We start from the raw sequence: 21,413 nt of genomic DNA, 5'->3' as shown, positions 1-21,413 counted from the left end.
TCATTTCAGGCTGAAATCCACCCCGTTCTTGTCGCCCTGTTGGCCGGCCAGCAGGAACAGGCGCGACGGGTCGACCTTTGCCTGCTCTTCCAGGTAGCGTTTGACTTCCTGCGCACGACGGCTGGCCACCTGCTGTACATCGCGTTCGCTGACTTTGGTATTGGCGATGATCAGCTGTTCCATTTCCGCCGGCGGCAGCGACTTGGCAAAGCCGATCAGGTTGCGCGGCTTCTTGAAGCTGCCATCGTCGTAGACCGCCTTCAGCAGCTTGTTGCGCTGGGCCGTACCCGGCTCGGCATCGTCATCCGCTGCGTCGTCATTCCGCCAGCGGCGCTTGATCTCCTGTTCGAGATGGGCACGGCGGGCGCCGTCGACATCGGCGACGCCACGGATTTCCAGGTTCAGGTCCGGCTTGTCGGCCAGCATGCCGGCCAGCGTGTCGAGCTGCTTGCGGTTGTCCGCCGTCAGCCCGGTCCCGACCATGTCCAGATGCGACAACTGGGCGACATCGCCGCCAAAGGCATGAGCCAGCAGATCGAACGGTGCGGTGACCGCTTTCTCCAGCAGATTCACGATCACCCGGAAAATCACGCCGCCAATACTGAAATCAGGATCGTCCAGCGTGCCGCTGACCGGCAGGTTCACATCGATCTCGCCCTTGCGGTTTTTCAGCAGCTTGACCGCCAGCAATACCGGCAGCGAGGTCGCGTCCGGGCTGTCCACCTTGTCACCGAAGGTCAGCTGATCGAGGAACAGGCGGTTGTCGGCCTTGAGCTGGTTGTCGGCGATACGGTAGTGCAGGTCCAGCGACAGCTTGCCCTTCTCGATCGGGTAGCCGGCATATTTGCGCGAATACGGCGTCAGCGCCGGCAGATCCATGCTCTTGACGCTGGCGCTCAGGTCCAGCAGCAGCGGCTTGGCGAACGGATTGACCTTGCCGGACAGCGTCAGCGGCGCATCGCGGTTGACCCGGCCCTTGATGTCGATGGCGCCGGCGGCATTGTCGCGGGTGGCGATGCGGCCGATGCTGCCGCTCAGCTGGGTCAGATCGGCGCGCATGTTCGGCTGGATCAGGTTGTCGGTCCAGTTGATCCAGCCGCGGTTCAGCACGATGCGGTTGACGCTGATGTCCATCGGCGGACCGCTGGGGACCGGCGGGACCGGACGCTGGCCTTCGACCGTGGTGGTCGAGGTGCCGGACAGGGTGGTGCGGGTATCGGCTTTCTCCGGTGCCTTGACCAGGGCGATGCCGGCCGGTTGCGTCGGGCCGGCAAAGTCGCCCTGGATCTCGCGGAAGTTCAGCCGGCCGTCCTGGCTGAGCACGGCGCGAACGAAGAAGTCGTTCGCATTGATCGTGCCGACATGCAGGCGCTGCACTTTCGGCCCGTAGGCAAAATCGATGCCGTCCAGCGCCAGCGTGCGCCAGCGCGCCAGTTCCAGCCCGCGATTGATTTCATCCAGTGCCAGAACATTGTTCAGCGCCAGCGTGCCACGGTAGCCGGCCTCCATGCCGGCCGGCGCATTGGCAAAGCGCAACTGGCCGCGTGCATTCAGATCGACGCGCTTGACGTTGACCCGGATGTCACGGGTCGGCAGCACGGTCAGCGGCGACAGGTCGATCGAGCGCGCATTGACATTCAGCGTGCCGCTCTGGCGTGCCACGTCGACGCTGCCCTTCAGTGCCAGCTTGCCGCGCTGGTTGACGACGGCATCGGCCTCGATAGGCAACTGCGCCAGCCGGCCGCTGTCGACATTGCGGGTGCGCACATTCAGCCGGGTCAGGTTGACGACCACATTGCGGCGCTGCTGGGTGCTTTTCAGCAGCAGCGACCCGTCTTCGACCGACACCTGACTGGTCAGCACCCGCCATGATTGCGAACTGCGTACCGCCGGCGCGGGTTTCTGCGCGACAAACCAGCGCTCGACATTGTCGCCACGGCGATCGCGCAGCAGATGAACAACCGGCGACTTGAGTATGGCCTGGCCGATTTCAACCCGCTTGCTGCTGCTGTCCAGCGCAATATCGCTGACCGCGAGCTGCTTGAACTCGATCGCCGGGTCACGCGCGCTTTCGCTCAGCTTCAGGTCGGCAAGGCCGACATTGCCATTGCGCAGCGAGTAACGCGGCGCGCCGTTTTCCAGCGCAAAGGTGAAGGCGCCGTCGGCATTGGCGTGCAGGCTGTCCAGCCGCAGCCGGGAATAGGGCTTCAGCACCAGGGCGACATAGTCGCGCAATGCACCGGCATCAAGGTTTTCCAGAGTGAAGGTCCCGTCGCTGCTCATCTGCTGCAGCGTCAGGCGGCCATCGATCGCCAGCTTCTCGTTACGGTCGGTGCTGACATGCAGCCGGACCGGTGCCGGTGTGGTCGAAGCACTGTTCAGCCGGGCCAGGTCGAATGACAGGTCATTGACCCGGGTGCGGTAGCCGCCGGCCGGCATGTCATCGCGATACAGCACCTCGCCGCGGCGGATGCGCGCATTGTCCAGCGACCAGCGCCACGGTGTGACCTTGCTGTCCGCTGCCGGTACAACCGGGGCCGGACCTGCCGGCGCCAGCGCCCGCAGCCAGTTAAACTGGCCATCCCGGGCGCGGGTGACCGCCAGCTTCGGCGCCGTGACCGAGACCTCCTTGATGGCGATGTCGTGCGCGAACGGCTTCAGATGACTGATATGGATCGATGCCCGCTCCAGTTCGCCGAGCGCAGCGCCCTGGCGGTCGCTGAGCGCCAGATCGCGCAGGCCGACCACGCCGCTCAGCGTCAGTTGCGGTGCGTTGTTTGCATCCTTGAAATCGACCTTGAGGTCGGTATCCAGCTTCAGCGAATTGACATGCACCGGCAACGCGACCGGCAGATACGGCAGCAGTGGCATCAGATCGACGCCGTCGAGCTTGACCGTCAGGCTGCTGTCGTGTGACGACTTGAACACCTTGCTGTCGCCAAGCAGCGAGACCGGCTTGCCGTTCAGACGGGCGGAGAAATCCGGCTTGGTGTCGACATCGAGGTCGGCAGGGAAATTGGACAGATACGGCAGCGACAGCGTCAGCCGGTCGACCGTCTGCGTCTTGGTCAGCGGCCGGTCTTCGAACACGATGCGACCGGAAGTGACGCGAAGATTGGCCAGTGCGAACAGGGTGGGGGAGTCGCTGGGTTTGCTGTACTTCTCTACCAGATCGCTGATGTTGTAGCGGTTGTCCGCGACCCGGATCAGATGAACGTCCGGCCCGGCCAGATCCAGCGCCTGAATGCGAACACCGCCTCCGAGCGAAGCAACGCCGAGATTGACCAGCAGATGATCGAACTTGGCGAACGGCGTACTGCCGTCTGCTTCACTGATGCGCACATTGTCGGCCTGAACCGTCAGCGTATACAGGTTCAGCGTCAGTTCACCGATATTGACCTTGCGCCCGAGCAGGGCTTCGCCGAGCTTTTCCTCGACCAGATCCTTGACGAACAGCGGACCGGACACATAAGTCACGGCCCCGAGGGCAGCCAGGACGGCAACGGTGATGGCGGCGGGCTTGACCGCGCGAGAGAGAGCAATCATGAGGGCAGGGCGTTTTCGGTCATTATTTGTTGTAGGCCGCGATTGGGCAGCATTGTGGACATTCTACCCGTCCGCCAGCGCCAGAGCTTGCCCGCAACGCACTCCGCAGGCATAATCCGCCCCGCGCCGACTTAGCTCAGTTGGTAGAGCAACTGCCTTGTAATCAGTAGGTCACCAGTTCGATTCCGGTAGTCGGCACCAGAAAAATCAAGGGGTTACAGCAAAAAAATGCTGTAACCCCTTTTGCTTTTCTGGCTCGTGTAAGCACTATGTAAGCAGGAACGGTCAATGGTGTGGGCGTTGGCCCAAGGCTTGTGCGGCTGATGCTAGATGAAGTGGACCGGTCTGGAAGCCTTCTCTGTGTTGGCACAAATAGCTGGATAAGGGATCCTTCTCACAAAGCTTTGCTTCCGTTCCACGAGAGGGCTGTGGCTGATTGCGTACCGGTTATGTTAGCGCCATGTGAACTGAGTTCTTGGACACTGTGGTGCGACGGGAGGGGGCCATCTTGTGGCCACTGTTCGGCCAAAGCAGTCTGTCACATCACCTGTCCTGAGTGTCTGCTTGGGGTAACTTACCGACTATTTCTTTGTAGCAATCACCAAAAGTTAGCTTCCTGCCGCGGATAACGGGCCCCAACCCAAAGCCGTATCACTGCCGATTCAGTTCGAAGCTCCCGAAGCGGGCATTCGTGGCCAAAGTATCCAGCCAATTTCGGGGAGCTATCGATAGGCCATACTTGCAGTAAATTGGCATTTGGCTGCTCGTATAGCATCTGGTGGCTCCGAGCCATGACTACGCAAGCATTCAATTAGGTTGCGGCTGACAGGAAAGACCGGCAACACTGGGGAATATTTTTCGACACTTAATATTAACTGCTGCTAACCTATGCGTAATGCGTAACAAAGCGTGCAGACCAGCCCTAGGCTGGACTGCGGCGACACTCAGGGAGCGTCATGGAGTTTGCGAAATGCCGGGCAGCCGCCCATAGCAAGGTGACTTGGAGCAGCGTACATGACCGCCCTAGTCAAACATAGTGCGCCTGGCCCCTATCTGGGCTTCTCGTTGCAGCCGGTTCGGCTCTGCTACCACCTCCTCAGCAGTCCATCAGATTCGAGCGTTTCCTTAGAATTTCTGGATGATGTCGCTATCCACTACGCTAATGGAAGCGTTCTATTGGAGCAATGTAAGAGCGCTCTGTCTCACAATGCTCTCTCTGATTGGTCCGAGGACCTTTGGAAGACCATTGCGAACTGGCTTGCCGCGGTCGAATCGAAAAAAATTGACGGGGGCAAAGCAACGTTTCGCCTGTATGTGACGCCCCCGAAGTCCGGTAAGGTGAGCTCGACCATTCATGACGCAGCATCAGAGGCCGCCGTAGAGCTACTAATCCAACAGCTCAAGGACAGGCTCAGTAAAAAGTCCACGCCACCGAAATGCATGCCGCACATACAGCGTTTTCTTGATGCGCCTGTAGCTCTTCGCAACGAAGTAATTTGCAAGGCCTCAATTATTAGTAATGACGCAGACCCTCTACAGCCTCTGCGGGCTTTGCTTGAACCCACCGTTCCAGACGGTTCAATAGATATCATCTGCGAAGCAGCTATCGGAATGGCGCAGGCGCGAGCCGATCGCCTCATCCGCGAAGGTAAGCCAGCTTTAATTTGTGTTGCAGAGTTTCGGAAGAGTTTTCATGCATTTGTTCAGCAGAACAACATGCCCGGCTATCTGGCTTCGCTAACTTCGGCCCCCACAGCAAATGATGCCAAAGCAGTAGTTACAAGCCGGCCTATATTCGTACGGCAGCTACAGTTGATCGAAGCTTCGGAGGGGCAACAACTTCGGGCGGCAAGTGATCTCATGCGCACGTCCGGCGATAAGGTTAAGTGGGCCGAAGCAGGACTCATCTTCGACGATACCTTCAAGGATTGGGAGGGTGCGCTTCTGCGTCGGTACGATGCGTTTGTAGGTGAAGCCCAGGACTTCCATTCAGATAAACCAAAAGTCGTGCAAGGGCGATTTGTATACCGCCAATGTTCGGTTTTGTCGGTGCCTATAGATAGTCGCGCAGTGCCGGACTACTTCACTCACGGTGCGTTTAATGATCTGGCAGATAGGCGAGCACTCGGTTGGCATCCCGAGCACGAAGCACTACTGAACAAGGAGGACGAGGCATGAGCGAGGTCGCTCGACCACTCCATATTAGTGAGGCGGCGCTTGTTCAAAACGAAGCTTTGGGTGCCTACGCACTGTGGAAGTTTTGTCTTGGATATCAAGACCGTGAAGGCCTCCCAGCGGTACTTCCTCTTGTGTTCATTGTCCTCCCGCTGATCTTACACAGCCCAACCTTGGCGATGGTGTTGAGTACCCATAAATCATCGGGGCTACACCTGTTCGCCGGCAAGCTTGGGGATAAGCGCGAAGACCTCCTGGCGATTCATGGCAGGGCATTGGCGCTAAGACGATTGACCCTAGATTCGCTCATATGTGCAGAGCAATCCGGTCTCATTCGGATCGAACCAACGATGGCCACTATCTGGTCAATTAGTCAGGACGAGGACTTAGGCATGCCAGCGTTGCCAGAGCGGATTCGACGACTCGGCCCCGCTTGCGAGAGAATCGGTTACTGGTTTGCAGGCCTCACCGATCAGCAGGTAGTTCACACGCTCAGAGTGGAGTTCTGATGTACTTTCAACTACGACAAGTCATCTTGTGGCCCCGACGCGGCGGAGATCCACGAGTGGTGAAATTTGAGCCTGGTGCGGTCAACGTCATCAGCGGGGCATCGAAGACCGGAAAATCGTCGGTTATTCCGATTATTGACTATTGCTTGGGATCAGAAAAGTGCGCTATCCCAGTGGGAGTGATTCGCGAGAGTTGTTCCTGGTTCGGCGTACTGGTCGACACTCTTGAAGGGCAGAAGCTGATTGCCCGCCGAGAGCCCGGAGATCTTAAGGCATCCGGCGACATACTGCTCTTGGAAGGCCAGGAAATCGAACCGCCTCCCATCATCCAACAAAAAAATCAAACGGTTGAATATGTTAAGGCGGTTCTGAATCGACTCTCAGGTCTGTCGAACTTGCAATTTGAGCCAGGCAGTGAGGACAGATTCAAATCCCGACCAAGCTTTCGTGACCTAATGGCCTTCTTGTTTCAGCCCCAGAACATCATTGCGAATCCCGACGTGATGTTCTTCAAAGCTGATACCACAGACCATCGTGAAAAGTTAAAGACCATTTTCCCGTATGTGCTAGGTGCCATCAGCCCGGAGCTTTTGCAAGCGCGTCACGAGTTGGACCGAATTTCACGGCAGCTTCGCCGAAAGGAAGGCGAGCTGAAAGCAAGACAGGCTTCTGGAGCATCTTGGCAACGGGAAGGCTTCGCTTGGGCACGTCTAGCGATTGAGTACGGGCTACTACCGGCGCATACGGTCGTGCCGAATGATTGGCCGTCAACTGTGGACCTGCTTCGAGCTGCAATGCAGAGCGACACCCGCTCCGCCACTCCGACGCTGGCGTCCATGGATGTCATCATGGCGAGACTTACTGAGTTGCGGGGTGCCGAGTCCAAGCTTGTGATGGAACTCAACCAATCTCGTAACCGACTACACGAACTGCGCCGCCTGGATGAGAGCAGCGACTCATTCCGAGATGGCCTTTACGTTCAACGTGACCGGTTGGGATTGTCGAGATGGATTCGAGAGCTGGTCACTGAGCGTCCCGCGGCGGTGCTTGAGCCCAGCGATGCCGGACGAGCGCGGATTGACCAACTCTGTCAGGCGCTAGAGGGTATTGAACTTCGCCTGCGGTCTCATCCGGCGATTACTGAGTCTCTAGGAAGAGAAACGCTTCGTCAGCGCGAAGCCGTTGAAACCATACTTGCCGATCTTTCGGCGGTACGCCAAGAAATACGGACATTGGAAGGGCAGTCGGAGGAAGCGCGCAAAGTAACTACTCGCGGTGAAGAGATTTCACATTTTCGTGGACGCTTGCAAGAAGCCCTCCGACTGTATGAAGTGGCTGATACTTCTTCCACGCTAAACGAAGAAATTTTAGCGTTACGAACACAAGTAGAGGGTCTGAATAAGCTGATATCTGAACACGAAATAGGACGGAAAACGGAAAACGCGCTTGATACGATTCAATCCATATCTTCACGCCTTGTTCCAGAACTTGACGGAGAATGGCCTGACGCACCTATTCGCCTTAATATTCAAGATCTCACGGTAAAAGTTATTCGTGGCACGCGCGATGATTTTCTTTGGGAAATTGGCAGTGGGGCAAATTGGCTTGCGTATCACGTAGCACTCACACTTGCCCTGCAAGGCTACTTTCTTAGTAAACCGAATCATCCGGTACCGGGGTTGCTAATCTATGATCAACCAAGCCAAGTCTACTTTCCTACCCGAAGAGCAGGAAAGGCATTGGAAGAGGACCTTGATCCGGAGTGGAACAATGAGGATGTAGCTGCGGTGCGAAAGGTATTCGCACTTTTCGACCACATCATTACACGGACTACAGGCCGGTTACAGATCATCGTGCTAGACCACGCGGATGAAGATGTCTGGGGCAAGCTGGCCAATGTCCATCACGTGGAAGAGTGGCGTGGAAAAGGCCTCGTCCCGGCTGAGTGGGGCTAGGCTCTTGCATCATCACTGCATCGTAAGCGCCCGGGCAACCCATCTTGAGGCCATGTTCAGTCCTGCTTAGTGTCCACCTCTTTTTGGTGGACACCATGCCGAAGACCGAACTCCCCACGTTGCGCCAGCGACGCTCTTATCCCAAACCCCTCAAGGCGCAGATCGTTGCCGAGTGTGCCCAGCCCGGCGCCTCGATTGCCGCGGTAGCGCTGTCACACGGTGCCAACGCCAATCTGCTGCACAAGTGGATTCGCCTCGACCGCGCTCGCTCTCAGGCAAGCGCGCCGGCATTCGTGCCAGTCGGAGTGCCGCCAGCCATGATGCCCACGAGCCGCTTGATCGAGATCCGCCTGCAGCGGGGAGAGGTGCGACGTCCCCCCAGATTTGAGTAGCACGCTGGTCTAGAGTCCAATCCTAGTGGTGAGGGAGATTGGGCATGAAAAAACGGTATACAGAAGAGCAGATCATTGGGTTCCTGCGTGAAGCGGAGGCAGGTCTGCCGGTGAAGGAGTTGTGCCGGCTGCATGGCTTCTCGGAAGCAAGCTTCTACCTGTGGCGCAGCAAATTTGGCGGAATGAATGTATCCGACGCCAAGCGTCTGAAGGAGTTGGAGGCTGAAAACACGCGCCTCAAGCGCATGCTGGCGAATGCCTTGCTGGAAAATGAGGTCACCAAAGAAGCACTGCAAAAAAAGTGGTGACCGCACCGGCACGACGTGAACTGGTGCGGCATATGGTCTTGCAAGGATTGAGCGAGCGGCATGCCCTACGTGTTGCCAGCATGAGTGCCAGCGCCTATCGCTATCAGCCTCGACCTGACGGCAATGTGGCGCTGCGCGAGCAGATCATCCTGTTGGCACAACGCTATCGCCGTTACGGTGCGGGCATGATCTACCTGAAGCTCCGGCAGTCGGGCTGGTGGGTCAATCACAAGCGTGTGGATCGGCTCTATGCTCAGGCAGGTTTGCAGGTTTGCAGGTGAAGCGCCGAAAGCGCAAAAAGGTGCCGATATCGGATCGCCAGCCGTTGATCCGGCCGAACGCTGCCAACCAGGTCTGGTCGATGGACTTCGTGTTCGACCGCACCGCTGAGGGACGCGCAATCAAATGTCTGACCATCGTTGATGACGCCACCCATGAATCGATCGCTGTTGTGGCGGAGCGCACCATCAGTGGCTATCCCCTGACGCGCATGCTGGATCGGTTGGGCCTGGAACGAGGATTGCCCAAGATCATCCGGACCGACAATGGCAAGGAATTCTGTGGCCGAGCCATGCTCACCTGGGCGCATCAGCGCGGAGTACTGCTGCGGCAAATCGAGCCTGGCAAGCCAAACCAGAATGCCTACATCGAGTCGTTCAACGGACGGTTTCGGGACGAGTGTCTGAACGAGCACTGGTTCACCACTTTGGCTCACGCCCGTGTCGTCATCGAGGTGTGGAGACGGGTGTACAACGACGAGAGACCAAAGAGGTGTTTGGGTGGGCTGACACCGTCAGCCTATGCGAAGCAGTTAGCCGGAAAACCGGCAACATTAACCACCGGGCTCTAAAGCTGAGTGCTACTGAATCCGGGGTGACGTCGCCGGGTCAGGAATCGCACCCGGCGTTTCGGCTCCCGCTGCAGCACCAGAGCCGGAGCACGCTCAATCCATTGCCAGTGCGCCATGGCCCGCCTCAGGATCGACCTGATCAGGGCAAGGTGTCGGTGAATTTTATTGATTAATCCAAAAGCATAATATATGTTATTAAATAACTCATTTTGCATTTTTTGGCGGAATGAACGAGCGAAATAATCAGGAAACCAAACGGGGAGGGGAAAACTCTATGTGTGGTATGAATATGAAGATAGTATTTTTCTGTTCAATTCTATCTTTTCTGGGAGTGGAAAGAATAGCGGCAAAAGATTTTTTTAATCCGCCATCTATCAATAATTTAAGCATAAATGCTGCTCCAAAAAACCTTCCAGCCAATACAAAGCTTACGTGCTTAGTTGATGATAAATCTATCGCTCTATCGGAATCTTGTCCTGTCCTGGTTGCAAATGGGTATACCTACTGGCCATTGAGTTATATCGATAATCGAATGGCGATTGGGCTTGCAGCATTCAATACAGCAGGACAATTTGTAGAAATATGGGAACTGAGTGGTGCGAGATATGCATACCAGATGGAGTTTGTAGCGAAAAAGACCAGCATAAAAATAAGGGGGCAGGCTAATAAAACAGTCGATTTCTCTATGCAAAGGCTACTGGGGAAATCGCATGTTTCAATTCTATTGAAACCTAATGTAAATAATGCATGTGATCAAATGTGGAAGCGTAACGAAGAGGTTTTTGGGCTGACTGGAGGCGAATGTTCTGCAAAGAAGGAAGTGGAGCCTGGAATGGCATTCATTGCAGCCAAAGATCTATGTCAACGTTATGGCATTGTGTGGTTTGACTTTAACCTCACCGGGAAAAATTTTCAGGATAGTACCATGCTTGTCGACTGCATTCCATCTAGTTCGACCCAGAGTCCTGGATTTCGAGCATTAATGGATGACATGATGCAAGACTACAGTAAATGGTCTCAACTTCGGGCTAGTAACTCCATTCAGGATGTGATCCGTACTGCAAGTATGCACGGCATTGATATACGAGAAGAAAATCTCGTTCCAGAAAACAGTGACCTATGGATGGAGCATTTATTCTCTAGTGAGCACCGTCGAGGGGGCTCTAACGGTAAATGCGGTGGGCTCGGGCAACGTGGGTGTATTTGCAAGAAATTTGAAACGGTATATTGGCCTTTTGGTTTTTGCTGCATTCCTAGAGCAAAGAAATGTGCGGAGGGAGAGTTTAGAAGCAATTCTTGCAATTTTGGCTACGAATTAGATTCGTCTGGGTACTGTACTTCACCCGTGGTTACGGTAGATGCTGCGATACAGGCAGGGTGTCGCACCGAACAGGAAATAGTATCGATTCTGGAGCGTGTGTCCCGGGAAAAAAATGTCAGCCTAAATGTGCAAGATAGTATTGCAGACTATAAATCTGAGCTTGGTGGCGACTGGATGACAAAAATTGATGTCACCGACCCAGATACAGTAGTTTATCGTGGTACCGATATCCCCGCGGAAATCGAGGCCTTTAAGGCAGGGCAGGTACTTTCAAAAGCGCAGAGACGCATAGAAAAAATTAAAAGCAAAGGGAAGCCTTTGGATACTTTTTGGGAAATGCATGGGCCAGAGGTGTTGCTAAATGAAAGAAGTGACATGGCATTGGCCATGCAGATAATTGGTGTTAGGTCAACAGATACTCCAATAAATCAGTATGTTCCAGTTGCCCTAGATTATAAAATAGCAAAGGGATACGCTGGGGCCGATCATACTGTATATTCTTTCCAGGTAAAGCCAAACTCTCCTGTTCTGGGGCTGCGTTCATGCAAACTCAAAAGCCACCTGAATGAAGACCAAATGCTGATTCATGGAGGGGCCGCGATACATAAATTGAGGCGGAAAGTAGGAGATAAAGACTGGGAGAACTGGGATTCAGCTAGGAAGAAATGGTATCAACCTTTTAATCCTATTGACCTTCACTAGTACCAAGACATCAAAAACTACAAGGCTTTATTTGGCTTCATAATTATGCCGTTTGCTCATCGTTGACCTCCTCCCGAAAAACCGTAGCGGTGAAAAGTAGAGATTTCTGGCAAATTTGAGCCCATCCGGGCAGGAGATTTGTCATGAAAAAATCGAAGTTCACGGAAGAGCAGATTGCCTTCGCGCTGCGTCAGGCGGAGTCGGGCACCACGGTCGCGGAGGTCTGCCGCAAGATGGGCATCTCCGAGGCTACCTTCTGCAACTGGAAGAAGAAATATGGCGGCCTCGGCGTCAGCGAGCTGCGCCGCTAGAAGCAGCAGGAAGAAGAGAATGCCCGGCTCAAGCGCATGCTGGCCGACCTGAGCCTGGACAAGCAGATGCTGCAGGAAGTCATCCAGAAAAAGCGGTGAAGCCGGCTCGCAAACGCGAGCTGGCCAACTTCCTGATCGACGCGTACCGCGTCAGCATTCGCCGCGCCACCGCTGTCGTTAAACTGCGGCAAGCGACTTGTTTTTATCGCCCTCACCCTCGTGACGATCGCGCCGAGCGGCAGCGAATCCGCGAGATTGCCGCTACGCGCATTCACTATGGCGCGCGCCGCATCCCAGCTGTTCCTCACCTCTCCGTTAGACAGACATGGAAATCACCCCGTTTTTCTGCAAGTGGCAGTACATGCATTGGCTAATGTTCTAACGGCAATGGCTGAATGTATGAGTGCTGGTTTGGAAAAATATCTGGTTGGATGCTAGTGGGCTATGCTGTAATCCTTGGCTCATTGCTTAAAAATATTGACTCGGTCTCAAAATTTCTCAAATCGAACACGGCGAAGCCGGCTAGCCATATTATTTTATGCTGCTATCTTTTTGAATCTTCTGCCGCGTTATTCCACTGCCGTCGTTTCCGCAAGCACGGAGGTTGGAAAGAGGGTGAAAAAACAACCGGCTCCTAAAAATATGGACATAAAGGTACTTTTTTCAGAATTGAAACACGCCATGCTCTGGCCGGCACGATTGATGAAGCACTGCTCTAATTGGCAGCTTTTCGCGGGCTACTTCGTAGTCAGAGGTCGATTGCTTTTCACGTTTTCCCAAAATTGAAGCTTTGTTGTTTTTTCCCAAGTCTTTGTTTTTGTTGTTTAAATGTGGATGATCGCTTGTGACCTGCGGGGGGTAGTCTCTCCTTATGACCTGGAAAAACCGGCAGACAACCCATGGCCTGCAACAGCAGAAACAACCAGATGACGTCATCCTCACTTAACCTCCGTCACAAGCGGGCGGAGTAAACATTGACGTGGCATCGGCATGGCACCGAACATTCGGCCGTTCACTTTCACCCCAGCGCGAGGCGGTTTCCAGATGAAGGAACGGATTGACGAGAAAATTACCTTCCGCAAGCTGGAGGTGCTGCTGGCCTTCATGCAGACCGGCAATCTGGCCAGAATCGCGGAGCAGATGGAGACGACGGCTGTCAGCATCCATCGTGCGCTGCACTCGCTGGAAGAAGGGCTCGGGTGTCCGCTGTTTCGCAACGAAGGGCGCAATCTGGTGCCCACGCAGGCGGCCAGGGTGCTGGCGCAGGTGGCCGGCGAGGTCATCGAGCATATGGAGCGCGGGATGGAGATGACGCGGCAGGAAGCCGGACTGTCCTCCTCGCTGCTGCGTATCGGTTCCCTGTATTCGCTGACGTCCCAGGTGATGCCGCAGGTGCTGATGGATCTCAAATTACGCCGCCCGGCGCTGCAGGTGGAGCTGGTGCTCGGCTCCAACGATAGCCTGAGGGCCAAATTGCTGGCCGGCCAGATCGACGCTGCCATCATGGGCTTCGAGGAAGGTGACGGGAAATTCGAGTGCGTGCCGCTGTTCGATGATGAAGTGTTTTTCGCCGTGCCGGGCCATTCGGCGTTCGCCGATGCCGAAACCATTGATCTGCAGGCTTTTTCCGACGTCGATTATGTTTCGCTGTCCGATGGCTTTGTCACTTACCGGCGGTTTCAGGACGCGTTCAATGTGGCCGGTTTTTCCCCGAAGGTGGTGGCGCGTGTCGGTGATATCTACTCGCTGATGAACCTGGTGGCGGGAGGGGTCGGCTATACCCTGTTGCCAGGGCGGGTGCGCGGGGTGTTTGGTGACCGGGTGAAACTGGTGCCGCTCGCACCGCGCTACCGCATGCGGCAAGAGATCGGTCTGGTCTACCTGCATGCGCGCGAGCGCGATGCCAATCTGCTGTCGCTGGCCGCCGCATGCCGGATGACGGCCAATCAGCTTTATCCGCAAGCCCATGCCGAGTGACAGGCGAGGTCGGGCCATCTGAGTCCATTACGCCAAGCTTAACGAAATCACGTTGAGCTTAATTGAAGCTCCAAATATGCGGGATTAATGTGCGTCCACATCAATCCCGCATGGAGCAGACATGGACACTACCCAGGCGTCTAGCCAGGCACCGGTATGGAATGGGCGGCGTAATGAGAAAAAACGCCGGCTCGAAGCCCTCGGCAAACTGGCAAATGGTCGGGTCATTCCGACCAACCGGATCGTTGAAGCGCTGGAAATCCTGATTGCGCCGGGGGACCGCGTGGTCCTGGAAGGCAACAATCAGAAGCAGGCCGATTTCCTGTCGCGTGCACTGGCCAGGGTCAACCCGGGCAAGCTGCATGATCTGCACATGATCATGCCGAGCGTCGGACGCCCGGAGCACCTCGACCTGTTCGAGCGCGGTATCGCCCGCAAGCTCGACTTCTCGTTCTCCGGCCCGCAAAGCCTGCGCATCAGCCAGCTGCTTGAGGACGATCTGCTCGAAATCGGTGCCATTCACACCTACATCGAACTGTATGCGCGCCTGTTCGTCGACCTGATCCCGAACGTGGCCCTGGTCGCCGCCTACAAGGCCGACCGTCACGGCAATCTGTATACCGGGCCCAGCACCGAAGACACGCCGCCCATTGTCGAAGCCGCCGCGTTCAAGGACGGTATCGTCATTGCCCAGGTCAATGAGCTGGTCGAGGACGAGAGCGAACTGCCGCGCGTCGACATCCCGGGTTCGTGGGTGGATTTTGTCGTGGTTGCCGACCAGCCGTTCTTTATCGAACCGCTGTTCACCCGTGATCCGCGGCTGATCAAGCCCGTGCACGTGCTGATGGCCATGATGGCGATCCGCGGCATTTACGAGCGTCACCAGGTGCAGTCACTGAACCATGGCCTGGGCTTCAATACCGCCGCCATCGAACTGCTGCTGCCGACCTACGGTGAAAAGCTCGGTCTGAAGGGCAAGATCTGCAAGCACTGGACCCTGAACCCGCACCCGACGCTGATCCCGGCGATCGAATCGGGCTGGGTCGAGAGCGTGCACTGCTTCGGCGGCGAACTCGGCATGGAAGAGTATATCCGCGCGCGTCCCGACGTGTTCTTCACCGGCGCGGACGGTTCGCTGCGCTCCAACCGCGCCTATTGCCAGATGGCCGGCCAGTACGCGGTGGACATGTTTATCGGCTCCACACTGCAGATGGATGCCGACGGGCATTCCTCGACCGTGACCCGTGGCCGGATCGCCGGTTTCGGGGGCGCGCCGAACATGGGGCATGACCCGCGTGGCCGCCGCCATGCGACCCCGGCCTGGCTCGACCTGCTGCAGACCGACAACCCGCTGGAACGCGGCAAGAAGCTGGTCGTGCAGATGGTGGAAACCTACCAGCCCGGCGACAAGCCTACCTTTGTCGAAAGCCTCGATGCCATCGATGTGGCCAAGGCGGCCAGCATGCCGCTGGCACCGGTCATGGTCTACGGCGACGACGTGACCCACGTGCTGACCGAAGAAGGCATTGCCTATCTGTACAAGGCCCGCTCGCTGGAAGAACGACGCGAAATGATCGCGGCAGTGGCCGGTGTCACGCCAATCGGCATGCGCCATGACCCGAAAAAGACCTCCGAGATGCGCCGTCAGGGCCTGATTGCCCTGCCGGAGGACCTTGGCGTCGACCGGGCCGAAGCCACGCGCTCGCAACTGGCGGCCAAGAGCATCGCCGAGCTGGTCGAATGGTCCGACGGACTTTACAACCCGCCGGCCCGTTTCCGGAGCTGGTAATGAACGGATTCGTCCTGAATCGCTCGGTGCCGCTGGCGCTGCGCATCGCTGACCTGGCCGTCCGTGCCCTGGTCGACGAGGCGGAACTGACGCCGAAGCCGGGCCTGGTGGACCAGCGCGGCAGCGGCGCTCACCGTGATCTGACGCTGGATCTGATGCGGCGCTCGGCCCATGCCCTGTATGACGGCTTTGCCCGGATGGGCGAGGCAGCGGCCCATGCCGAAGCCGATCTGGCGCTGCGCGAAGCGGTGGGCCGGATCGGTCGCGAGGCCGAGGCCGACATGATGCGCGTCACCGGCGGGGTGAACACCCACCGGGGTGCCATCTGGGCACTGGGGCTGCTGAGCGCGGCTGCCGCCATGCAGCCGGCGGATCTGATGGCGGCGAATGTCGCCCGGCGGGCGGCCTCGCTGGCTTGCCTGGCGGACCGCTTCAGTCAGCCGCAGGCCAGCAACGGCGAACGCATGCGCACGCGGTATGGCGTGCCGGGCGCGCGCGGCGAGGCGCAGCAGGCCTTTCCGCATGTGATCGACATCGGTCTGCCGGCATTGCGCGCCAGTCGCGCCGCCGGCCAGCCGGAAGACGTCGCCCGCCTCGATGCGCTGATTGCGATTCTTGCCCGCCTGCATGACACCTGCGTGCTGTCGCGCGGTGGCGAGGCGGCGCTGCGGGACGCTCAGTCGCTGGCGCGCGACATCCTGCGCGCTGGCGGCACAGGCAGCCTGCAAGGACAACATCTGTTGTACCGCCTTGAACTGAACATGCTGGCTCACAACGCATCGCCCGGCGGGGCGGCGGACCTTCTGGCCGCCACGCTGTTTCTCGATGCGCTGGAGCGGCAAGTCACTATGTAAACGAGGGAGTCCTGAATGGAAACCATCAGATTTGAATACCCGGCCCAACAGCCGGTGGCCGGTCGCGTGCAGGTCGGCGTGGTCGGGAGTGGCGATCTTGAGGTCCTGATCGAGCCGGGTCACGCCGGCCGGACCACGATTGTCGTCAACACCTCGGTGGATGGTGCCGCCAGCCGCTGGCAGGCCCTGTTCGACCGGATGTTCGCCGAGCGGTCCGGGGAGGCCGCCATGCAGGTCGAAATCAATGACTTCGGCGCCACGCCGGGCGTCGTGCGCATGCGCCTGGAGCAGGGCATGGAAATCGTCGCCCGTGCGGCCGGAAAGTGAGGATCACGATGGACATGAGCAAAAACCGGCTGTCGGACAGCTTTATTGAACTGAGCGCCCGCGAACGGGCGCGGGCGCTGCTGGATACGGGCAGCATGCGCGAGTTGCTGGACCCGTTCGATCGTGTGACCTCGCCGTGGCTGGCCTCGCAGGGCATCGTGACCCAGGCCGATGACGGCCTGGTGGTGGCGCGCGGGACCATCAATGGCCAGAGCGCCGTCGTGCTCGGCATCGAAGGCAGCTTCCAGGGCGGCAGCATGGGCGAAGTCTCCGGCGCGAAGATGGCCGGCGCACTCGAACTGGCTGCGGAAGACAATCGCAACGGTATCCCGACCCTGGCCGTGCTGCTGCTGGAAACCGGCGGCGTGCGGCTGCAGGAAGCCAATCTGGGGCTGGCGGCGATTGCCGAAATCCATGCTGCCATTGCCGATCTGCGTCGCTATCAGCCGGTGATCGGCGTGATTGCCGGTACCGTCGGCTGCTTTGGTGGCATGTCGGTGGCTGCCGCGCTGTGCAGCTATGTGGTGGTGACGCGCGAGGCGCGCTATGGGCTGAACGGTCCGCAGGTGATCGAGCAGGAAGCGGGCATTGCCGAATACGACTCGCGGGACAAGCCGTTCATCTGGAGCCTGTCCGGCGGCGAGCAGCGCCATGCCACCGGTCTGGCCGACCGTTACGTGGCGGACGATGTGGCACGCATGGTCGATACCGTGCGTGAACTGGCGGCAGCCGGTGTGCCGGCCCTGCCGCGTGACCAGCGTATCGACGAATTCCTGGCCCTGCTGGACCGTATCGATGTCGATACGCAGCCGGATAGCGCCCGGGTACGTGAAATCTTTGGCAAAGGAGTCAAGGCATGAGCGAACAGCATACGAACACCGCCGCGTCGCAACGCGGGCGGGTCTGGTTTGAGGCGCTCGTCGCCGGCGGTTCGCCGGTCGCCGGGCTGCCGGACTCGGTACAGGCCGCCGATATCGAACTGGCTGGCCGCGCCGCTCGCGTCATTGCCGTGCTGCCGGATCCGGCAAACCGTTTCCCGCGCGCCAGAAACGGCGAAGTGGGGCTGCTGGAAGGCTGGAACGTCGCCCGGGCCGTCAGCGAGGCGGTCAAGGCCGATGCCGACCGTGAGGACAAGCGGACGCTGATCGCGGTCGTCGACGTGCGCAGCCAGGCCTATGGTCGCCGCGAAGAGGCGTTCGGCATTCACCTGGCGCTGGCTGCTGCCGGCGCTGCGTATGCGAATGCCCGCCAGCAAGGCCACCCGGTAGTGGCGCTGATCGTGGGCAAGGCCATGTCGGGCGGTTTCCTCGCCCATGGCTATCAGGCCAACCGCCTGATCGCCCTCAACGACCCGAAGGTGCTGGTGCATGCCATGTACCAGGCCGCCGCGGCGCGCATCACGCTGCGTACGGTCGAGGAACTGGAAAAGCTGGCTGCCACGGTGGCGCCGATGGCCTACGACATCGGCAACTACGCGAAGCTCGGCCTGCTGTGGAAGCTGCTGGACGTGGAGCAGGCCGATGCACCGACTGCCGACGACCTGTCGCAGGTCCGCCAGACGCTGACCGCTGCCGTTGCCGACATCCTGAGCTCGCCGCGCGACCTGTCCTGCCGTCTTGGCGCCGAGACCCGGGCCGCTTCGGCCCGGGTGCGTCAGCTGTTGCGTGCGCAATGGGCCTGATGCCTCTTTAAACTTCCCTCCGCTTCCCGTACTGCCTGCAACGGCACGGCGCTTCACGCCGTGCTGCGGGGACCCGCATGCGTGCGGGAAGCCAATAACCCCTCTATCTGGAGACAGCCATGGGCTATTTCATTCTCAAGGCGCTTGCACCGATTTTCGTCATCCTTGCGCTCGGCTACTGGGCCGGCAAGGCCAAGCTGGTCGACAACGCCAATGTGGCGATCCTGAACATTTTCCTGATGGACTTCGCCCTGCCTGGCGGTCTGTTCCTGGCCACGGTGCAAACGCCGTGGGCCGGCATCGTCAAGCAGGTGCCGCTGGTTGCGGTACTGACGCTGTCGATGTGGGTGGTGTACGCCATTGTGTATTTCGTGTCTGCAAAAGTGTGCCGCAAGCCGCTTGGCGATACGGCGGTGCTGTCGCTGACCGTGGCCTTGCCGAACTATGCGGCCCTGGGCCTGCCCATTCTCAACGGTGTGCTGGGGGAAAGCGCGACGACGTCGCTGAATGTGGCCATCGCCATTGCCTGCGGCTCCGTGCTGATGACGCCGATCTGCCTGATGATGCTGGAAGCGGCCAAGGCCCAGGCCAGTGGCGCGCCGCGTCTGCCGATGACCAGCGCCCTGCCGCGCCTGATGTGGGCCTCGATGAAAAAGCCGCTGGTGTTCGGTCCGATCCTTGGCGTGATCGGTTCGGCACTGCTGGGTGCGGCTGACCTGAAGGCACCGGAGCTGCTGCTGGTGGCATTCAAGCCGCTTGGCGCCGCTTCGCTGGCCGCCGCGCTGTTCCTGACTGGGGTGATCCTGTCGGCCCGCAAGCTCAAGATCAATGGCGTGGTGATTTTCAGCGCGGTGCTGAAGAACCTTGTGCAGCCGTTCATCGCCTGGGGGATCGCTCTCGCGTTCGGCCTGGATCCGGTCATCGTCGTGGCGGGTGTGCTGCTGGTCGCCCTGTCTGCCGGCTTCTTTGGTGTGGTGTTCGGCAACCGCTATGGCATCCAGTCGCCCGATGGAGAAGGGGCACTGCTGGTCAGTACCGCCGCATTCATTGTGACGATTCCGCTGTTCATCGTGCTGACGGCACCGCTGCTGCAGCCGTAATGCCTGAACAGGGCCGGGGGCTTTTTATCGGACAGGAGGTACAGATGCCCGAAGCGTATCTGGTACATGAACTGGTGTGGCTGCAGGCCGATATCGCCACGCGCCTGCCCGGGTGGTTTGCCGGCCTCCCGGCCTGGGCACAGGGCAGGGTGCGTGCGGCGCATCCGCTGGTGGTGCGCCGTGCCGAGGTGGCACCGGGATGGGTGGCCGTCGGTTTGCGCGGGCACTCGCGTGCCGAACGCCACGGCACTGCCGTCCCGCAGGCTGCCATCGTTCGCCGCGTGCGGCCCACGGCACTGCGAATGCATGCATCGCGGGCCGGGCGCGGCACCCTGCCGGCGTTGCAGGCGTGGGATGCGCTGCGCGATCGCCTGTCGCTGTCCTTCGACTGGGGGCCGGCCGGCAGTGTGGCCTACGAACTGGCCACGGGCGCGGATACCGTCAGCGTCGGCAGCGATCTCGACATGGTGCTGTACGCGCCTGAACCCCTGACCCGCGAAGCCGCGCGGCAACTGCTGGCGGCATTCGAGCTGCCGGCCTGCCATTGCGATGTGCAGCTCATCCTGCCGGATGATCGTGGGCTGGCACTGCGCGAATGGGCGCGGGGTGACGCGCACGTACTGGTGAAAACGCGGCGTGGACCGCAATTGACCGATCAACCCTGGACGATGGAGACCCCGTCATGACAACCCTGCTGACTTTCCCGGGCCAGGGCGCCCAGCGCCCCGGCATGCTGCATGCCCTGCCTGCCCACCCCGAGGTGACCCGGACACTGGAAGAGGCCTGTGACGGTCTGGGACAGGGGCTGTCCGAACTGGATTCCGCCGATGCGCTGCGTTCGACACAGGCAGTGCAATTGTCACTGTTGATCGCCGGCGTGGCCTCGGCGCGCCTGCTGGCCGACGCGGGCTGCGAGCCCGACATGGTGCTGGGCCTGTCCATCGGCGCCTATCCGGCTGCCGTCGCAGCCGGCGGCCTGACCTTTGCCGATGCGCTGCAACTGGTGCGCCTGCGCGGCGCACTGATGCAGCAGGCGTATCCGTCCGGCTACGGAATGAGTGCCGTGATCGGTCTGTCGCTGGCCCAGGTGGAACGGCTGGTGGCCGGGCAGTTCCGTGAGGAGGAACCGGTCTACGTGGCCAATATCAATTCGGCCGAGCAGATTGTCGTGGCCGGGCATGAGAACGGGCTCGCCCGTCTTGCCGAAGCGGCCGTGCGCGACTTTCATGCGCGCAAGGTGCATCGTATTGCCATCAGCGTGCCCTCGCACTGCATGTTGTTGTCCGGGGCGGCCAGTCAGATGCGGGCGGCGTTCGATCGTGTCACCGTCTCGCCGCCGCGCTGCACGTATGTCAGCGCCAGCAGTGCGCGGGCGCTCTTCCAGGCCGACGCGATCCGGGACGACCTGGCATTCAACATGGCGCGTCAGGTGCACTGGCACGATGCCGCCACCCATGCCCGCGAACGCGGTGCCAGTCTGGCGATCGAAGCCCTGCCGGGCGCCACGCTGACCTCGCTGTGCCGGCCGGTATTTGCCGATGGTGGCGAGGCCGTCTCGCTGTGCCAGGCGCCGCTGGCCACTGTGCTGGCCCTGCATTCGCGGCTGTAGTTGTGCA

15 protein-coding genes, 1 tRNA gene and 2 pseudogenes are annotated in these 21,413 nt (G+C 59.1%); 17 read left to right on the top strand and 1 reads right to left on the bottom strand.

The window, feature by feature from the left end; all coding sequences use genetic code 11:
• Positions 1-3,546, bottom strand: coding sequence for a DUF748 domain-containing protein (locus tag DFO50_RS10210; protein ID WP_112692455.1), 3,546 nt, complete (start codon positions 3,544-3,546; stop codon positions 1-3).
• Positions 3,547-3,671: 125 nt separating this feature from the next.
• On the opposite strand from DFO50_RS10210, the gene DFO50_RS10205 reads away from it, so the two are divergent.
• The 17 genes and pseudogenes from DFO50_RS10205 (at position 3,672) to mdcH (ending at position 21,406) form a co-directional block, all read left to right on the top strand.
• Positions 3,672-3,747, top strand: a tRNA-Thr gene (locus DFO50_RS10205).
• An 813-nt stretch (positions 3,748-4,560) separates the two neighbouring features.
• Positions 4,561-5,724 carry an ABC-three component system protein gene (locus DFO50_RS10200; RefSeq protein ID WP_146745047.1) on the top strand — a complete coding sequence of 388 codons (1,164 nt, stop codon included), beginning with the start codon at positions 4,561-4,563 and terminating at the stop codon, positions 5,722-5,724.
• Entirely contained in the window at positions 5,721-6,230 is a 510-nt protein-coding gene (locus DFO50_RS10195; RefSeq protein ID WP_112692453.1) for a three component ABC system middle component, read from the top strand. Before DFO50_RS10200 ends, DFO50_RS10195 begins: the two co-directional genes overlap by 4 nt.
• A gap of 56 nt (positions 6,231-6,286) precedes the next feature.
• Positions 6,287-8,185, top strand: a complete 1,899-nt coding sequence (locus DFO50_RS10190; protein WP_199489799.1) for a DUF3732 domain-containing protein — start codon at positions 6,287-6,289, stop codon at positions 8,183-8,185.
• Between the two features lie 95 nt (positions 8,186-8,280).
• Positions 8,281-8,577 (top strand): transposase, encoded by a 297-nt coding sequence (locus tag DFO50_RS19985; RefSeq protein ID WP_112692481.1) that lies wholly within the window; start codon positions 8,281-8,283, stop codon positions 8,575-8,577.
• Positions 8,578-8,621: 44 nt separating this feature from the next.
• Positions 8,622-9,735: pseudogene (locus DFO50_RS10180) on the top strand (IS3 family transposase).
• A gap of 226 nt (positions 9,736-9,961) precedes the next feature.
• Positions 9,962-11,758: a hypothetical protein gene (locus DFO50_RS18850; RefSeq protein ID WP_146745046.1), complete on the top strand. Its 1,797-nt coding sequence runs from the start codon at positions 9,962-9,964 to the stop codon at positions 11,756-11,758.
• Positions 11,759-11,901: 143 nt separating this feature from the next.
• Positions 11,902-12,362 (top strand): annotated as a pseudogene (locus DFO50_RS19525) (transposase); the annotation flags it as partial.
• 751 nt (positions 12,363-13,113) lie between these two features.
• Positions 13,114-14,046 carry a LysR family transcriptional regulator gene (locus DFO50_RS10165; protein WP_112692450.1) on the top strand — a complete coding sequence of 311 codons (933 nt, stop codon included), beginning with the start codon at positions 13,114-13,116 and terminating at the stop codon, positions 14,044-14,046.
• Between the two features lie 121 nt (positions 14,047-14,167).
• Positions 14,168-15,835, top strand: coding sequence for a malonate decarboxylase subunit alpha (gene mdcA / locus DFO50_RS10160; RefSeq protein WP_028498958.1), 1,668 nt, complete (start codon positions 14,168-14,170; stop codon positions 15,833-15,835).
• The gene (locus DFO50_RS10155) at positions 15,835-16,689 is read left to right on the top strand and encodes a triphosphoribosyl-dephospho-CoA synthase (RefSeq protein WP_199489797.1); all 855 of its coding nucleotides are present in this window, start codon (positions 15,835-15,837) and stop codon (positions 16,687-16,689) included. Before mdcA ends, DFO50_RS10155 begins: the two co-directional genes overlap by 1 nt.
• A 15-nt stretch (positions 16,690-16,704) precedes the next feature.
• Entirely contained in the window at positions 16,705-17,016 is a 312-nt protein-coding gene (locus DFO50_RS10150) for a malonate decarboxylase subunit delta (RefSeq protein WP_028498960.1), read from the top strand.
• A gap of 14 nt (positions 17,017-17,030) precedes the next feature.
• On the top strand, positions 17,031-17,876 hold the full coding sequence (locus DFO50_RS10145; protein ID WP_233495235.1) for a biotin-independent malonate decarboxylase subunit beta: 846 nt from the start codon (positions 17,031-17,033) through the stop codon (positions 17,874-17,876).
• Complete coding sequence (gene mdcE, locus DFO50_RS10140) at positions 17,873-18,697, top strand: biotin-independent malonate decarboxylase subunit gamma (RefSeq protein WP_107890074.1); 825 nt, start codon at positions 17,873-17,875, stop codon at positions 18,695-18,697. The genes DFO50_RS10145 and mdcE overlap by 4 nt, the downstream gene beginning before the upstream one ends.
• Positions 18,698-18,816: 119 nt before the next feature.
• Entirely contained in the window at positions 18,817-19,797 is a 981-nt protein-coding gene (locus DFO50_RS10135) for an AEC family transporter (RefSeq protein WP_028498963.1), read from the top strand.
• 44 nt (positions 19,798-19,841) lie between these two features.
• Positions 19,842-20,483: a malonate decarboxylase holo-ACP synthase gene (locus DFO50_RS10130; protein ID WP_112692448.1), complete on the top strand. Its 642-nt coding sequence runs from the start codon at positions 19,842-19,844 to the stop codon at positions 20,481-20,483.
• On the top strand, positions 20,480-21,406 hold the full coding sequence (mdcH, locus tag DFO50_RS10125; protein ID WP_112692447.1) for a malonate decarboxylase subunit epsilon: 927 nt from the start codon (positions 20,480-20,482) through the stop codon (positions 21,404-21,406). The genes DFO50_RS10130 and mdcH overlap by 4 nt, the downstream gene beginning before the upstream one ends.
• The last annotated feature ends 7 nt before the right edge of the window (positions 21,407-21,413 follow it).

Source organism: Microvirgula sp. AG722, from assembly GCF_003269145.1.
In the GTDB taxonomy this organism is placed as follows: Bacteria; Pseudomonadota; Gammaproteobacteria; order Burkholderiales; family Aquaspirillaceae; genus Microvirgula; species Microvirgula aerodenitrificans.
Note: the sequence above shows the minus strand (reverse complement) of the source record. Positions and strands in the feature narration are given on the sequence as shown.

What these genes read in the sequence shown, in the direction of transcription:
- DFO50_RS19985 (WP_112692481.1), top strand. Translation starts at nt 8,281, where the DNA reads ATGCCGAAGACCGAACTCCCCACGTTGCGCCAGCGACGCTCTTATCCC.
- DFO50_RS10155 (WP_199489797.1), top strand. Translation starts at nt 15,835, where the DNA reads ATGAACGGATTCGTCCTGAATCGCTCGGTGCCGCTGGCGCTGCGCATC.
- DFO50_RS10210 (WP_112692455.1), bottom strand. Translation starts at nt 3,546, where the DNA reads ATGATTGCTCTCTCTCGCGCGGTCAAGCCCGCCGCCATCACCGTTGCC.
- DFO50_RS10150 (WP_028498960.1), top strand. Translation starts at nt 16,705, where the DNA reads ATGGAAACCATCAGATTTGAATACCCGGCCCAACAGCCGGTGGCCGGT.
- DFO50_RS10195 (WP_112692453.1), top strand. Translation starts at nt 5,721, where the DNA reads ATGAGCGAGGTCGCTCGACCACTCCATATTAGTGAGGCGGCGCTTGTT.
- DFO50_RS18850 (WP_146745046.1), top strand. Translation starts at nt 9,962, where the DNA reads ATGAACGAGCGAAATAATCAGGAAACCAAACGGGGAGGGGAAAACTCT.
- DFO50_RS10130 (WP_112692448.1), top strand. Translation starts at nt 19,842, where the DNA reads ATGCCCGAAGCGTATCTGGTACATGAACTGGTGTGGCTGCAGGCCGAT.
- DFO50_RS10200 (WP_146745047.1), top strand. Translation starts at nt 4,561, where the DNA reads ATGACCGCCCTAGTCAAACATAGTGCGCCTGGCCCCTATCTGGGCTTC.
- DFO50_RS10135 (WP_028498963.1), top strand. Translation starts at nt 18,817, where the DNA reads ATGGGCTATTTCATTCTCAAGGCGCTTGCACCGATTTTCGTCATCCTT.
- DFO50_RS10145 (WP_233495235.1), top strand. Translation starts at nt 17,031, where the DNA reads ATGAGCAAAAACCGGCTGTCGGACAGCTTTATTGAACTGAGCGCCCGC.
- DFO50_RS10165 (WP_112692450.1), top strand. Translation starts at nt 13,114, where the DNA reads ATGAAGGAACGGATTGACGAGAAAATTACCTTCCGCAAGCTGGAGGTG.
- mdcE (WP_107890074.1), top strand. Translation starts at nt 17,873, where the DNA reads ATGAGCGAACAGCATACGAACACCGCCGCGTCGCAACGCGGGCGGGTC.
- mdcH (WP_112692447.1), top strand. Translation starts at nt 20,480, where the DNA reads ATGACAACCCTGCTGACTTTCCCGGGCCAGGGCGCCCAGCGCCCCGGC.
- mdcA (WP_028498958.1), top strand. Translation starts at nt 14,168, where the DNA reads ATGGACACTACCCAGGCGTCTAGCCAGGCACCGGTATGGAATGGGCGG.